Annotated in this window: 13 protein-coding genes and 2 tRNA genes; 6 read left to right on the top strand and 9 right to left on the bottom strand. The window is 49.6% G+C overall.

Annotated features, from left to right (window positions below):
- Nucleotides 1–175: 175 nt before the first annotated feature.
- The 5 genes from ACJJIE_RS05180 (at nucleotide 176) to ACJJIE_RS05160 (ending at nucleotide 4,044) form a co-directional block, all read left to right on the top strand.
- A complete protein-coding gene (locus ACJJIE_RS05180; RefSeq protein ID WP_444893795.1) occupies nucleotides 176–1,402 on the top strand; it encodes a hypothetical protein in 1,227 nt (408 codons plus the stop codon).
- A 473-nt stretch (nucleotides 1,403–1,875) separates the two neighbouring features.
- A tRNA-Cys gene (locus ACJJIE_RS05175) sits at nucleotides 1,876–1,949 on the top strand.
- A gap of 90 nt (nucleotides 1,950–2,039) precedes the next feature.
- Nucleotides 2,040–2,126, top strand: a tRNA-Leu gene (locus ACJJIE_RS05170).
- A 1,103-nt stretch (nucleotides 2,127–3,229) separates the two neighbouring features.
- Nucleotides 3,230–3,361 (top strand): hypothetical protein, encoded by a 132-nt coding sequence (locus ACJJIE_RS05165; RefSeq protein ID WP_444893794.1) that lies wholly within the window; start codon nucleotides 3,230–3,232, stop codon nucleotides 3,359–3,361.
- A 218-nt stretch (nucleotides 3,362–3,579) separates the two neighbouring features.
- Nucleotides 3,580–4,044: a RidA family protein gene (locus ACJJIE_RS05160; protein WP_444893793.1), complete on the top strand. Its 465-nt coding sequence runs from the start codon at nucleotides 3,580–3,582 to the stop codon at nucleotides 4,042–4,044.
- Nucleotides 4,045–4,197: 153 nt separating this feature from the next.
- Here the strand turns inward: ACJJIE_RS05160 and ACJJIE_RS05155 are convergent, their stop codons facing one another.
- Both ACJJIE_RS05155 and ACJJIE_RS05150 read right to left on the bottom strand, forming a co-directional pair.
- On the bottom strand, nucleotides 4,198–4,893 hold the full coding sequence (locus tag ACJJIE_RS05155; RefSeq protein ID WP_444893792.1) for a YopT-type cysteine protease domain-containing protein: 696 nt from the start codon (nucleotides 4,891–4,893) through the stop codon (nucleotides 4,198–4,200).
- A 384-nt stretch (nucleotides 4,894–5,277) separates the two neighbouring features.
- Nucleotides 5,278–6,444, bottom strand: coding sequence for a dipeptidase (locus ACJJIE_RS05150; protein WP_444893791.1), 1,167 nt, complete (start codon nucleotides 6,442–6,444; stop codon nucleotides 5,278–5,280).
- A 79-nt stretch (nucleotides 6,445–6,523) separates the two neighbouring features.
- Between ACJJIE_RS05150 and ACJJIE_RS05145 the strand changes: the two genes are divergently transcribed.
- Nucleotides 6,524–7,132, top strand: a complete 609-nt coding sequence (locus tag ACJJIE_RS05145; protein ID WP_444893790.1) for an LEA/WHy family protein — start codon at nucleotides 6,524–6,526, stop codon at nucleotides 7,130–7,132.
- A 30-nt stretch (nucleotides 7,133–7,162) separates the two neighbouring features.
- Here ACJJIE_RS05145 and ACJJIE_RS05140 read toward each other — a convergent pair whose 3' ends face one another.
- The 7 genes from ACJJIE_RS05140 to lpxK form a co-directional block, all read right to left on the bottom strand.
- Complete coding sequence (locus ACJJIE_RS05140; protein WP_444893789.1) at nucleotides 7,163–8,872, bottom strand: sulfatase-like hydrolase/transferase; 1,710 nt, start codon at nucleotides 8,870–8,872, stop codon at nucleotides 7,163–7,165.
- A 158-nt stretch (nucleotides 8,873–9,030) separates the two neighbouring features.
- Entirely contained in the window at nucleotides 9,031–9,594 is a 564-nt protein-coding gene (pgsA, locus tag ACJJIE_RS05135; protein WP_282932685.1) for a CDP-diacylglycerol--glycerol-3-phosphate 3-phosphatidyltransferase, read from the bottom strand.
- 101 nt (nucleotides 9,595–9,695) lie between these two features.
- Nucleotides 9,696–11,510, bottom strand: coding sequence for an excinuclease ABC subunit UvrC (gene uvrC, locus ACJJIE_RS05130; protein ID WP_444893788.1), 1,815 nt, complete (start codon nucleotides 11,508–11,510; stop codon nucleotides 9,696–9,698).
- Nucleotides 11,511–11,555: 45 nt separating this feature from the next.
- Nucleotides 11,556–12,209, bottom strand: a complete 654-nt coding sequence (uvrY, locus tag ACJJIE_RS05125) for a UvrY/SirA/GacA family response regulator transcription factor (protein WP_282932683.1) — start codon at nucleotides 12,207–12,209, stop codon at nucleotides 11,556–11,558.
- A gap of 545 nt (nucleotides 12,210–12,754) precedes the next feature.
- Nucleotides 12,755–13,771 (bottom strand): UDP-N-acetylmuramate dehydrogenase, encoded by a 1,017-nt coding sequence (murB, locus tag ACJJIE_RS05120; protein ID WP_444893787.1) that lies wholly within the window; start codon nucleotides 13,769–13,771, stop codon nucleotides 12,755–12,757.
- Nucleotides 13,772–13,782: 11 nt separating this feature from the next.
- Nucleotides 13,783–14,550: a 3-deoxy-manno-octulosonate cytidylyltransferase gene (kdsB, locus tag ACJJIE_RS05115; RefSeq protein ID WP_444893786.1), complete on the bottom strand. Its 768-nt coding sequence runs from the start codon at nucleotides 14,548–14,550 to the stop codon at nucleotides 13,783–13,785.
- Complete coding sequence (gene lpxK / locus ACJJIE_RS05110; protein ID WP_444893785.1) at nucleotides 14,540–15,574, bottom strand: tetraacyldisaccharide 4'-kinase; 1,035 nt, start codon at nucleotides 15,572–15,574, stop codon at nucleotides 14,540–14,542. Before lpxK ends, kdsB begins: the two co-directional genes overlap by 11 nt.

The raw sequence follows: 15,574 nt of genomic DNA, 5'->3' as shown, positions 1-15,574 counted from the left end.
GTGTATTCTTTTTAAGTGGTACATATCTGAAAACCAATCCAATGAAACCTGACGGCACAAAACTGTCACCTCATAACTGGCTAGCTTGGGACCAGTTTGCTTGAAGGTGACACAAGGGCACCTGTAGACTTAGATACTGTCGAAACGACTAATTGTTGGATTTCCCGCTGAAGAAATGATGCTTAAACGATTACTAACACTGCCGCTATTACTCGCCACTCTATCCCCTGCTCTTCAGGCTTATGAGATTCTTTACAGTGCAGAGATCTCGCCCAACTCCAAGCTGGCTGAGGTGGAAATGGCGCTCAGCGGTGATGATATGCCAAGTAAGCTCGTTCTTAACTTGCGCTCTGGCCGCTATCAGGACCTGGAAAGTGACACCCCTCTAAAGATCGAGGGCGACAAAGCAACCTGGCAACCCGAAGGGAAGAACCCCGTCCTTAAGTACCGCTTTGTCATAGATAACCAGCGTAGCAACGGTGGCTACGACTCACGGATCACCAAAGACTGGGCAATTCTCCGCAGCGATAAATTGATTGCACCGGTATCGGCAACCAGCCGTGGCCGCTCTACCGCCCGCCTTAAGCTGGAACTTCCTGACCAATGGTATGCGGCCCTGCCCTACCCTGAGATCGAAGATAACCTATACGAGTTATCTGACCCCAAGCGTAAGTTTGTAAGACCCAAGGGCTGGATGATTGTAGGGAAAATTGGCAGTCGGCAGGATATGATTGCCGGCACTGAAACCCGTGTTGCAGGCCCTAAAAATGAGAACATTCGGCGGCAAGACATCCTGGCCTTCCTAAATTGGAACCTGCCAGAGCTCAAGAAAATCTTCCCCCTCTTCCCTGATCATCTATTGATCGTAACCGCTGACGACCCCATGTGGCGCGGCGGGCTGTCGGGGACACGCTCTCTATATATGCATGCTGATCGACCATTGATCAGCGGCAACCGCACCAGCAGCATGATCCACGAATTAGTTCATGTGGGCACGGGAATTCACGGTGACGATGAGAGTGATTGGATTGTAGAGGGACTGGCTGAGTTTTATTCCCTGGAGATTTTAAGGCGAACTGGTGGCATCAGTGAGACCCGCTATCAGGAGGCGATGGATAAACTGATCAAGTGGGGTAAGAAGGCTCCTTCACTATTAGTCGAACGCTCGTCCGGCCCCATTACCGCCCGTGCGGCCGGGGTAATGCAGCAACTGGATAAAGAGATTCGCGAGGCCAGCAATGGCAAGGCAAGTATTGATGACGTCGCACGAGAACTGGCTCAAGCACGCGGTGAAGTGACTCTGGAAAGGTTTAGGTCCCTGTCTGAGAAAGCAGCCGGTAAACCCGTGGATGCATTAGCCACAGAAAACCTGACAGACCGGGCGAAAGACTCCAATAAATAGCAGACAAAAAAAAGCCCTGACGACGGGGGGGGGAGAGCGTCAGGGCCAAGACCATTAGGAGTGAAACTTGGAGGATTTCATCCTTGCTTCCGGGTGGCAGCCATGTGAGCCACCCTACCAGCATTACTAAACACGTTGGGGGAGATGTGTTAGCCAGATAAAGACAGTATCGAACACAGGTCACAGATTGCCAGCACACCTGAAGATTAATTTAGAACAAATGGAAATAGGTTCTTGAGCACCAGTGCTAAAAGTTATTACAGCCCTCCCCCACCATCAGAAGGTAACTTTTCCTACTTTTTTTCACTTGATTGCAACATTGATGAAAACAATGCTTGACTAATCCTCTAGAGTCCCTAAAATGGCGCCCACTTACACAGCGAAACGCACGTAAGTATAAGAAAACGCTAGGATTTTTCAGATTTATCAGATAGAATTCGCAGCGTTCTTTTCCGCCAAAGGCGGATAAAAAAGGCTAGGTGGCAGAGTGGTCATGCAGCGGACTGCAACTCCGTGTACGCCGGTTCGATTCCGACCCTAGCCTCCATTTTCCTCTTCATTGCAGTATCCTGTTGAATGCAATGAAAGTGAGAATGAAGGGCAACTATTAAACATCGCCCTCTCTCGCAAAGGATCTGCCCGGGTGGTGGAATTGGTAGACACAGGAGACTTAAAATCTCCCGGCTTCACGGCCGTGCCGGTTCAAGTCCGGCCCCGGGCACCAATCAGATCTTTGAAACCAATAATTTACATATCTTTTAGTGCAAATTTTATGCGCTAACCTCTACCCTCCTCAAACGATACAAATCTAGTTAGCGTTTTTGCTGAGCGAAGAAAATAGAGCTCGCACTTCCCATCACTGATAGCTTCTAAACCTGGCGATAAATGCAGCTAAAGCATTAGTTATGAGGTTCTCATCAAGGCGGGCTGACTACTCTTAATGGTCATCAGCAGGCGGGGGATGCACCCGATTCTGAAGGACGTTGCAGGTTTATCAAATGCCCACAAGCACTGCGTTACGAACAAGCCTAAAAAATAAATGCTGACGATCTCTAGGCTGACAGCTTCAGATTGATGAAGGCAGAATTGGATTGGAGTAGCACTTCACATCAATAGAGTACGAAGGAAGCTTCATTGATAAAGCAACTGAGTTTTGGGTTAAGCATTACAGCAACCCAAATCCTACAGCGCCTGGAGTCAGCATCCCCCCTAGTGGACACTTATCAGCCTCCCACCAGCTGGCATGCAGCGGTCTACTAAACCCAGACACCAATATAGATGGTGAAGTTGCCAATAAAAACATAGATACTCGATGAGCCGGCAACCTCGACCCTCTATCAATTTCAAAGCGTTCTGAAGAGGGAATGGCGCTAAATCCAAAGTACAGAGGCAATCCAATTTATGTTCAGGCCCTTGGCTCTACTAGTGTTCGCATCAGTCCCGATACTATTATGGATATCTTTTCCAGCTATCCGACTCCTCCTCCCTCAACTTAACGGCGTTAATTGTAATGGCCCTGTTTGCGTTGAAGATAAGAAAAGGCTCGCAGAAGCAACCGTTCTATATCGATCAGCGAATGATTCACTGAACAGAAACAGTCTTCTAGTAAATAGCCAACCTACTTTTGTTTATTGCTCAACTGTCGAGTGTTACCGTTCATTTGGCGGTGGGCAAGAAAGGGCCATATCTTTCCCTTACTCAGGCACTGTAATTGCGCCGAGTTCCTGGCAGGTCTACATTACTCAACATGAAATGGTGCACTGGTTTCAATTTAAAGAGATCGGCCCACTGAATACAATGCTTAAGCCTGAATGGTTTAGAGAGGGAATGGCGTACCTATATAGCGGCGCTCCCGATTCAGATATCCCTGACCACTATTACCCAATGATTCAGCAGTATAAAGAATGGCACTCAGATATGGAGTGGAATGAAGTTATCAGCGCAGCGAGAGAGCTTTAAGGAGCCTCTAAATAAATCCGTAATATCTCTGCGAGCCTTCAAGGCTCATCCATGGGGCTTTCAGAGCGATTCACACCCTGCGTTGTGACTTTTTGAAAGCTCTGGACGCTTTTGCCAAGCCGCACCTTGATTGTGAACCAGAGGCATCACGGAATTATTTAGAGCCCCCTAGACCTAGCCCAGGTTGTTTGGCACCAAATTTATAAGAATATATTCCCATGAAGATAAAGACATCACCTATAAATGCATTAATTTCTGCACTTTTCGCTATTACGCTTTCCAGTTTCAGCTATGCAAAGGACTCTGAGCAGGTTGAATTTCTGAACCCAACAGGATCAGCCTCAAAGCTACCGTTTTCAGAGGCTGTAAAAGTTGGCAACCAGCTATTTCTTTCTGGCCAAATAGGGCTTTCACCGGAGACCAAACGGTTAGCCCAAGGGGGATTTTCTGCGGAGACCAAACAGACTCTAGACAACATAAAGCAAACTCTGGAGCGCTACGACTACGAACTGAAAGATGTTGTTAAATGCACGGTCATTTTAACAGATATCAAGAATTTCCCTGAATTCAACAACATCTACCGAAAGGCTTTTGCCTACCCCTACCCTGCAAGGACTACTTTTGCAGTGAAGTCCCTAGCGCTGGGCGCCCAAATTGAAATTGAGTGCATCGCTGCCAAGTAGTCATTGTTAAAATTGGAAGTGCCTGCCCCCTATTTGACTCATCAGAACTTTTACTGCGATCTAGGTTTTTAGTATACGTTGGCACTTAAACTCAACACGCAGGGTCACTTAAGTGACCCTGTGATACCTAGACAATAAAACAAACCAACTTACTTATCTAAAAGTTGAAATCATCCAGCTTCCACCGGCAGTGCCCATCGCCAGGTAAATCAAAGCCAGCTGATGTAACTCAGTCTTAAAGCGGTTGTATCCGTTAAATACAAAGGAGCCAAAATTGGGGTCAAAAAGTCTCCAGGTATTACCATTCTGTACTTGAATTGCAATGGCATGACCACTGTTAGGGCCCAGGAATCCTATCAATGCAAAGCCTTGATTAAGGCGCGCCACCCCCTGCCGTATCCATCGCAAAAATGTGGAGAAAGGCTCAAATGGATTCAGCTGATGCCCACGGGCAATGCAGTGCTCGATATACCCATCTGTCCGACAAACCGTCCTTAACCCTGACGATATACCCATCACATTTCCCTGGATCTGCTGTTGCGCAGAAATTGCCCTTTGCATCGTATAGATAGGCTGGCCAAAGCTTGTGGTCGACCCGCCAACAGCCCTTAAAAACATACCTGGAGCTGCTCTGTTAAGGGCATTTCCAATTCCCGTATTGTGGTAACGCTGTTGCAGTCCTGCCTGGAGGTGCATATTTATATGACCGCCGGGTTGCAAGCCGAGTCTCACCCACATGTAGGATAATGCGTAACAAACTCCGCGCCTTACATCATTGTGGACACTGGGTTGAATGTAATTTGCTTGATCCAATAGAAATTCTGTTTCTATTAGTTTCGGATTGAACATGGAGGTCTCCCTATTCTTTAGAGATAGTGGACTTTTGCCTATCCGCGGTATCGCGGCCCATGTTCTATTTTTCTCACCTACAGTTTTATCTCTATCAATTTTCTTGTGGCTTTTTTAGCTTTAAGTCATTTTAAAAAGTAAACCGGGATTTGATTACACTTAATTTCAACCGGTTTTCAGGGCTTTAAGAACAAAATACGATAAAATTTCCAGTTTGAATTGCGTTTGGACAGGGGCAGAACGTATATTTATTTTTAATCATATACAAGTACGAGTATCGCGCTGGTAATAACAAACCCACCGGAACAGTGAGATATCAAATACCAGCGCTAATATATCTGTTGAGAAGGCTGCGGAATCTAAATCAAACCTTTCCATATGATATTAACTGGGTAGTTGGGCAAGGAAGAAATCTCTAAGGTTCTCACCCATTACTTTACGGATCTCTTCTTCAGTAAACCCTTGCCGAAGCATTTCTGCGGTAAGCACGCCCAATTCACTCACGTCAAATGCAACCTTTACACTGCCGTCATAATCCGAGCCCAATGCGACATGATTCACACCCAGTGTATCAATGGCATAACGGATGGATTTAACAATGCTCTTGGGGCTGGTATCGCAGACAGCACCAGGCCAGAAACCAATTCCAACCAAGCCGCCTTTGCCCGCTATCTCCTTCATTAGCTCGTCACTGATATTCCGGCGTGAGTTACACGCCCCTTGAAGCCCGGTATGAGAAACAATCACTGGGCGCTCGGCAATATCCAAAACTTCGCGGACGACCTGCTCTGAAGAGTGGGCGACGTCAATCACAATGGAGCGCCTCTCCATCTCCTTCACCGCTTCCCGGCCAAATGCACTCAAACCCTGGCCGCTTTCTCCATGCAGGGAGCCACCCAGCTCATTGTCAAAAAAGTGTTGCAACCCCATCACCCGGAATCCAGCATCGTATAGGTGACCGATATTTTCGATCTCCCCTTCCAAAGGGTGGGCACCTTCAGTGCCAAGGAGTGCAGCCAAGACCTCTCCGCCCTGCCTCCTTGCTACAAGCACCTCTTGTAAATCTGCCGCACTTTTGACGATACGTATATGGTCAGGCGCAGATTGCTGTAGCGCATTAACACGCTCTGCATGATAGAGCGCCCGCTGATACAGGCTGCCCCACGCCTTTACTGGCCACGCCTGAGCAATGGCCAATAAGGTTATATTATCGCCAGCTTTGCTGGAATTCTTTTGATAGTTCTGCCCCCGGGGAGACTTGGTAACTGATGTGAAGACCTGGATACCCAGGTTACCTTCTCGTGCCCGGGGGAGATCCAGGTGACCATAGTCGGCTCGCTTCCTCAAATCCCTGGCCCACAGGAAACTATCTGCGTGGAGATCCCCTATCAATAGACTTTGGTGTAGCGCTTTAGCCTCAGGTGACAGCGCTGCAATTTTGCCCGGCTCTACTTTGTTCATCGACTTTTCAATAGCCGGAAGCAAAAGCCATTTCCAGCTGGCGAACAATATCACCACCATTGTTGTCAGAAGAATGAACCACTTGCTCATCTATTGTCTCCATTAGTAGAAATCCATGGGGAAGTTTGCACAGAGGCAACAACCTTCTTCGATCCATCAGGATCGCAGAATGAAGCAATTCGAGCGGTTGCTCAATAAGCAAGCAAGAGAAATAGAACTGTGGTGGTCGTGGAATAAGCGCTGGGACACCAACCTCGTACTTATTAGAAGAGAGAAAAATGAAGGACAAGCAGTGATCAAACTTTTGCAACTGAACTTACTCGTATTATTCGCTCTATTCATGGGTGGTTGCGCCGCTTTATCGCCCAATTTTCAGCAGCCAGAGGTTGAGATTATTGGGCTGGAGCCGCTTCCTCCTGCCGTCGGCAGCGATCTGCGCTTCAGAATCCATTTGCGCATTTTCAACCCCAACAACCAAGAGCTACCCCTCTCCGGGATCTACTATAAGCTCAGTCTTGCCGGCCACAAAGTGATGACAGGAACCTCAAACAACTTATTGCCCATTGCCCCCTATGGCCAGGATGACATCGCGGTAGACGCAACTGCGAGCTGGATGGGGTCTCTATTCGCCGCCGCTGAATTAGCGAATAGTGGGCAGCAATCGGTACCCTATGAACTTCAGGCAAAGATTGGCCTGAGCAGGTCCATTGTGCCTTCCATTACAGTGCAGCGAAGTGGCGAAGTTCGACTAAATCAGAGTCTGGGCCTCTACCACTAGTCCAAGCCTACTCACTTTGGATATAGCGTTTTAATCTCCCCAGTCGCCGACCTTGTCGGCACCGGGGATTTGATACTCGAGATAGTCTTCAACAGTGAATGGCATCTCACTGATGACTGCGCGCACGCGCTCACCAATAGCCTGTGTCTCAGGGCGCGCATTGGCCAGCCCGGTATAGGGTATGCCTTTGCCGCTGGCTACGTCTGGATATTTACGTTTAAACAAGCGGTGGCGGGCCACCATATGATTGAACTGGCCCTGGGTGTAAATTAACGGCACCAACTGCGGGGACTCCTCCCGGGGGTCCATATATAAATCGTAGTAGGCTTCCGGCATCCCCGATCCTGCCACCTCCCCCGCTCCCAACCAATGCCTCTTGTACCGCCCCTTTACTGTTGCCCCCAATTCCTCACCCGTATAGATAAATACATAATCCCGGCGACCATGGGTATCGCCGTTTAGAAAAAGAGCGGTCTGATCGAGGCCGTCAACGACACGATCCGTAGGAATAGCATCAGTTGCTCCACCCAAGCGAGCAAAAGTCGTATACAGGTCAGTGATATGAATAATATCTCCTGCCGTTTGTCCCGCTTCGATAGTTCCTGGCCACCAGGCAAAAGCAGGTACGCGAACGCCTCCCTCAGTAAAATCCCCTTTGCCACCCCGATACAACATGGGCAGCATCCCCCACCCCGCCGGCGGACTGTGGACCATGGGGCCGTTATCCGCCATTGCAACGAACAAGGTATTTTCAGCGAGCCCCAAGCTTTTTAACTCTTGCATCAGCACCCCGACAAAGTTATCCATCGCCGGGAAGGCATCAGCAACCATCAGCCCGGCTACCGAGCGCTTGGGGTTATACATCGCCATGAAATTAAGGAGATTGGGCCAGTAGGCAACGAAAAACGGTTTCTTCTGCTCCGCACTGCGTCGAATAAACGCCAGCGTTCTCTGTTCTGCTTCTGGATCAAACTTAGCGAAGCACTCGTTGGATGTTCCGCACCATTCCCGCCCCGGTTGTCCCTTTTTCCCTTCAATATTCATTACCCAGCCAGCGGGAATCAGACCGGGACTGTCCAATTGGTAGGGATCAGGTGGGTAGATTTCGGGGAACATACCCAGCACCGCATTTGCCACATTTGCCTGGGGGTTAAACAGGGAGGTAATCTGGTTCATTGGGGTGAACAACGCCTCATCAAACCCCTGATTGTATAAATAACTCTCCTCGATATCTCCAAGATGCCCCTTGCCAAAAAAGCCCGTTGCATAACCCGCTTGCGAAAGTACCTCGGCAATAGTGACTTCTTCGGCGCGCAAACCAGAAAACTCGTGGGGCATACCCACTTCACCCATGCCATAACGCACCGGTAGCCGTCCGGTGAGGGCAGCGGCGCGGGTCGGAGTGCATGAGGGCTCAGAGTACATGCGGGTAAAGTTGATACCCTCTGCGGCCATCTGGTTTAGGTTTGGCGTAGAGTAGCCAAAGTTCTTTTGCAGCGCAGGAAAACCGACAGCTCCAAATGCAGTGTCATCCCACAACAGGAATACGATATTCGGTGGCTGTCCAAATTTCTGCCGCAATTGCTGCAAGCGTTGCTCAACTTCCAAATCCTCTTGATCCCAACGATCGCCGTTTTGCATCTTGAGAATATAAAACTCGGCATCGTGTACAATTTGCCCCTCGACAGTGAGAGTGATGCAAAGCAGCCAAATCATAATCAGGTGGCTTTTGACGGACATGAGCTTCCTATAGATCGCAGAAAAGTATCTAACAATTTAGAGGAGCGCAGGGATTTGGAAGAGGAAGAGCGAGTTGGAACGTGGTAAAGAGCGCCTCGTTTTCCAGCACATGCCGGAGTCGAGGCGCCAATTTTGTGAGAGAGGTAATCCCCTTCTATCTACTTATCCTGGCTGTCGGCCATAAGGGCCGGCCATGCGGCGCGCAAGTACATCACCATAGTCCACAAGGTAAGGCCGGCAGCAATATAAAGAAGCAGGTATCCAATAGTTTCCATCACCGGAAACTCTCTAACATCGAAGGCAAGCAAAACAAGAATTGCTGCCATCTGTGCAGTAGTTTTGATTTTGCCTACATAGGAAACCGCAACGCTACTGCGCTGCCCCAACTCAGCCATCCACTCCCGCAACCCCGAGACCGCGATCTCCCGACAGATAATCACCGCCGCAGCAATCGCAAACAGCGGGTGGTCATGTAATCCCACCAGCAAGACCAATGCAGTAGCCACCATTAACTTATCGGCAACTGGGTCCAGAAAGGCTCCCAGGGCAGTACTCTGGTTTAATTTTCTGGCGAGATAGCCATCAAGCCAATCGGTAATTGCGGCAACTGCAAAAATTGCAGCAGAAGCAATGTAACTCCATTTGTACGGCAAATAGAAAACCAAAACAAAAAATGGGATCAAAGCAACACGTAACAGTGTCAGTTGATTGGCGATTGTCATACTTTTCTCTATTCTTGCGGAGGGCGTACGTTATCAAGCCATCGCGCAAAATGAAACGCTTTGGAAAAAACTGGCCATTTAATCGCCAGCTCACTCCTGTTCTACTCGTGGTGTAGTGCCGAGTATATATCCTGAGCCAATTTACGGCTGATACCATCCACGCTGGCAATCTCCATTACTGTTGCACGCTTTAGCTCCTGTAAACCTCCAAAATGTCGCAGCAGTGCCCTGCGGCGAGTGGGCCCTACTCCAGCAATACCTTCCAGTGGGGACTCCCTGCGTTTTTTATCCCGTTTTGCCCGGTGGCCAGCGATAGCAAAGCGGTGCGCTTCGTCTCGCACTTGTTGAATTAAGTGCAACGCTGATGAATCGGCGGAGAGTACAAGCTCTTTGTTACTGGAAACCACATGTAGTGTTTCAAAGCCGGCTTTTCGTGTAGTTCCTTTGGCAACACCAATAATTTGAACTCCGACGATGCCGAGTTCATTCAGAGCTTCTACCGCCTGTGTCACCTGGCCTTTTCCCCCGTCGATCAACAGGATATTGGGGAATTTGCCCTCGCCACCGGAAAGGCGGGTATAGCGCCGCTTTAGCGCCTGCCCCATTGCCGCATAATCATCGCCCGCCTGGATACCCTCAATATTGAATCGGCGATAATCCGATTTCACCGGGCCACCGGTATCAAATACAACACAGGACGCAACCGTGGCCTCACCGGAAGAATGGCTGATGTCAAAGCACTCGAGCCTCTCCGGGAGCTGCTCCAGTTCTAATACTTCCTGGAGCTTCTCGAAACGGTTGTAGAGTTTTTGCTGGGCTGCAGTTCGACTAGTCAAATTCTGTTGCGCTGCCTGTTGCGCCATTTCAACCCAAGTGGCCCGCTTCCCACGCAACTTATGGGTGATACCGACATCGCGATCACACTGCTCGCTAAGAGCCTGTTGAAGTGGCTCGAGATCCTGTAAGGCCTCTGAAACCAAAATCTCACGGGGGATCTCTCGGGGACTGCCCAGGTAAAATTGCGGGACAAATGCGGAAAGTAGCTCTGGCGGTGTGAGTCCCAGGCGCTCACTGGGAAAATAACTGCGACTCCCCAGAATTCGCCCCTGCCTGACAAACAGAACGTGTACGCAACAGCTGCCGCCCTCACTGGCTATCCCCAGCACATCCACATCGCCACTTGCCCCCTCAGCTACCTGGTCCGCTTGCAGACGACGCAGTGCGGAAATTTGGTCTCGCAGTCTCGCGGCTTTTTCAAACTCCAGCGCTCGGGATGCCTCATCCATTTGGTCAGCCAACTCTCGAATAATGTTGTCACTTTTACCCGTGAGAAACATCTCTGCGTGGCGTACATCCTGGCGATAGTCCTCGGGGGAAATAAAATCGACACAGGGAGCGGTGCAGCGCTCTATCTGATATTGAAGGCAGGGCCTTGAACGGTTGCGAAAAACACTATCTTCACAAGAGCGGATTCGAAAAGTTTTTTGCAAAAAGTTCAGGCTGTCGCGAACCGACGATGCGTTTGGAAAAGGCCCGAAGTATCGGCCTTTCTTGCGCTTGGCACCGCGGTGGAATGCAATACGGGGAAAAGTGTCATTGCTGGAAAGAAAGATATAAGGGTACCCTTTATCATCCTTCAGCATCACATTGTATGGGGGCCGCTGGGACTTGATCAGGCTTTGTTCAAGCACCAGGGCTTCGGTTTCACTGCGCGTAACGGTGACTTCGATGTTTCCAATACGCTGCACCAGCGCCATGGTTTTTGTCGTTAGTCCGGAGCTGCGAAAGTAGCTCGACAACCGATTGCGAAGGTTCTTGGCTTTCCCTACGTAGAGAATTTTATTTTCGGCGTCGAACATCTGGTAGACGCCGGGTTTGCGAGTTACTGTCGCGAGGAAACGCTTGCTATCGAACATCTGGCAACCGGCCTCAATATTTTACAAAGTTCAGCCACTTTTCAATTAAAGTGCAGCTTCTGGATCAAGAATCTGGTGCTTAACAGCGAGGATCGTCAACTCTACATCACTATTAATATCTAACTTCTCAAAAATCCTGTAGCGGTAGCTATTCACCGTTTTGGGGCTTACCGAGAGAGACTTTGCAATATCCGCAACCTTAGCGCCATTGACGATCATGTCTGCAGTCTGCAATTCCCTTTTAGATAATTTTTCAAACGGAGATTGTTGTTCATCCTGGCCACTGACACTTCGCATCGCCATTTTGGTTGCCATGGAATTACTGATAAACACACCACCAGAAATTACAGTGCGTATCGCTCGAACCATTTCTTCAAGGTCCGCACCTTTAGTGACATACCCCATAGCCCCTGCCTGCATCAAGCGACCAGGGAACAAGTCATCATCGAGTGCGCTGACAGCTATAACTTTCGCCTCCGGGCATCGCTGTAGTAGCTTCCTGGTCGCTTCAAGGCCACCCATACCCGGCATTTTTACATCCATTAGAATGACATCAACATTGGACCGGCGAACGAATTCCAAGGCCTCCTCACCACAATTTGCCTCTCCGGCAACTTCTATACCCTCAACATCACCCAGCATGCGCGAAATACCCATTCGCACAAGATCGTGATCATCCACCACTAAGACTTTGATCAAGCTATCCCCAACTACGGATAAGTGCAGTGGCCACGCCGCGTATACATCCTCAACGCACGAGCTCTATCAACTGCGTTTTCTTTTAAGCTCACGGTGAAACTACCCCGTGTAGGTCCCCCTGGAACCCAATCGCAACATACCAGACAAAAACGCTACTGCAAAGCAGAAGCACCGTTTCAAATGCTGCCGATCAGACATTTAACCACAGGATCTTGCTGCCTTTATAACATTTAATTATACCGTAAAAACGTACCGATTGATTTTTCTGCGAACAGGGTGAGCGCTTCCGCAAAATTTGCGATTAAAGATTCACTTTCTCGCAGAAAATATTTATAAAAGAAATTGAAATATAAAAAAATCTTAGAAACAAATTTTGTTATAACAAAATAATCGTCAACAACTAGAATAATTCTCTGTTGAGCTTATGCCTGAGCAGGACTCCCCAAAAGAAATTCGCACTTAGCTATTGGGTACTTACTGATTGTCGTTCAGTGAAGAAAAAGAAAAGGTTTGTCGGCGCCACCCTGCAAGCAGCACCGAATTGCTTACGGATAGTAGCGAGGTTCAGGCTCTAACGTAACACCAAACTTAGCCTGCACATCGGAAGCTATGGCGCTAGCCAATCTAGTCACCTCATCGCCCCCGCCCCGACCGGGATTAACCAAAACCAATGCCTGCTGGTGGTGAACACCAACCGCCTCTTGCCGCTTACCCCTCCAACCAGCGCGATCAATTAGCCAGCCCGCCGCCAACTTCCAACCTTCACCGCTGGCATAAGCTACCAAATCGGGATGTTCCGATTTTAGGCTTTGATAAATGTCCGCATTCACCACAGGGTTTTTAAAGAAACTCCCCGCGTTGGGAATTTGATCGGGGAGCGGCAATTTACTGTTGCGAATATCGATAACCGCAGCGGCAATTTGCGCAGGTGTCAAGGCGTCACAATTCCAACCTTGCTGGGAAATAAACTGCTGCAATGCTGGGTAGGAAACTTTCGGCTGCCAATCTTTTGCAAGACGAAGATTTACCTGGGTAATAATGTACTGATCCAGCAGCTCTCCTTTAAACACACTATTCCGGTAGTCAAAGTCACACTCTGCCACAGAAAAGTTATGCAGTTCACCGGTAGATATTTCCATGGCCTGTAAGCTACAAAAACAATCGCACAGCTCTACACCGTAAGCACCAATATTTTGGATGGGTGCTGCACCCACTTTTCCTGGAATTAATGCGAGGTTTTCCAGCCCTCCCATACCCTGCTCAACAGTAGACATAACTAACTGGTGCCAGCCCTCCCCAGCCGCCGCCTCAATAGTGCCACCGCGACCATCGGGAGTAATTTCCAACCCGCGTAACCCAACCTGAATGGCGAGCCCTGGAAAGTCCCCCGTTAATACGACATTACTGCCTCCACCCAACGGTAAGATCGGCAAACGCTTCTGCTGTGCAAAACTCAAAGCCTCACGCAACTCATCCAGCGTTTCCACCCGCGTAAAAAAAGCGGAGTTGGCCGAGATTGCAAGGGTATTGTGGGGCTGTAAATCGATATTAGCTTCAATCATTGGGTACTACATCAGGCCAGGGTTTCACGCATACGCTGAAGATCCTGCTCAGTATCCACACCTCCGGGCACTTCTGCACAGGCATCTGCTACGTGAATTTCTTGATCGTGGTAAAGAAAACGCAACTGCTCCAAAGCCTCAAACTGCTCCAGTGGAGCCATAGGCCAGGAGATAAACTGGCGCAATAGCGCAACACGGTAAGCATAGATACCGATATGGCGACGGGGTTCCAGGCCCCTTGGCAATTCGCTGCTATCCAAAGCAAAGGCGTCCCGCGGCCAAGGGATTGGTGCACGGGAAAAGTACCTGGCCAGTCCCGACTCTGTTGTCACTACCTTAACGATATTGGGGTTGCGGAAATCCTCCACTGAAGTGATGGGCTCCGCCAGAGTTGCAACGCCGGCCCGCTTGCTCACGGCCAGGTTTTCAGCAACCTGATTTATCACCTTGGCGGGTATCAAAGGTTCATCGCCCTGCACATTGACCAAAATACGGTCCTCGGCAAGGCTCAGATTTTGAGCCACTTCCTGTAGTCGATCAGTTCCTGAGGCATGCTCTGCAGAAGTCATACACACCTCAGCGCCGAACCCATGAGCCACCTCCGCTACACGCATATCATCGGTGGCGATAACGACCCTTTGAGCATCACTCTCACGGGCACGCAAATAAACATGCTCCACCATCGGCTTGCCGCCGATATCAGCCAAGGGCTTGCCTGGCAGGCGGCTCGAGCCATAGCGTGCGGGAATAATGACGTCGAAAGAAGAGTTACTTTTCATTTTCACTAAATTGTTGCAAGTGCTTGTGTACTTTTTGATAAAAAAGGTCTGGCAACTTGGCCCGCACCTCGAGTGCCCACCAATGACTTTCCCAGAAATCACGGCATTTCACTGCATCTTTCATGGTCATGATCACCGGGGTTTCCCCATCGAAATGTAGTTCTTGGGGGCTGAATTGATGGTGATCGTCAAAAGGTTGCTCTGTCACCTCAAATCCCAGCGTTTTCAGTGAACGGAAAAACCGCTTGGGATTACCGATCGCTGCAACCCCGTGGCAAGGCCCCACCTCTGGCCCTGACGACAAGCGCAAAGTAGAGGTTTGATCGAGGTTAAACTGATGCCAACATGAAGGCTCAAGCGTCATCTCAAACTCTAAAAGCCCTCCGCACTGATCCCGGACCTTAGCTTCTGGCTCGCCATTACTTACCAGCATGTCGACGCTTTGCAGACGCGTCGCCGGCTCCCTCAGAGGCCCCCTGGGCAACATATGGCCGTTACCCAAACCTCGATGACCATCAACCACACAAATTTCGTAACTGCGCCACAAACTATAGTGCTGTAGCCCATCGTCAGACAAAATAACATCGCACTGGTGATAGTCGATCAGGGCCTGCGCCGCCTCGGTGCGATTGGGAGAAACCATCACCGGCACACCGGTGATCAAGTGCAGCATCAGCGGCTCATCCCCGGACTCCAAGGGGTGGGATTGGGCAGTCACTTGGTAAGGATATTTTTCTGCACGACCACCATAGCCACGGCTGATAATCCCCGGATTGCGACCCCGCTCCTTTAGCCAGCGAGCCAGCTCCGCCACCAATGGCGTTTTACCCGCACCACCAACGGTGATATTACCGATGACGACGACAGGAACTGATAAGGGCTCCGGTGGAGTGCGCGAACTCATTACCCGGCGCCGTTTGCTCACCCCCCCATAGAGTAATTCCAGCGGAGTAAGCAGGGAGAGCGAGCGACCTTCACCCTTTTCCGGATACCAGCGTTTGTTAAACCAGTCTTCCAGTGACAT

Source organism: Microbulbifer maximicatervae (SeqCode) (genome assembly GCF_052467325.1).
This window is presented reverse-complemented; position numbering and strand designations above follow the sequence as displayed.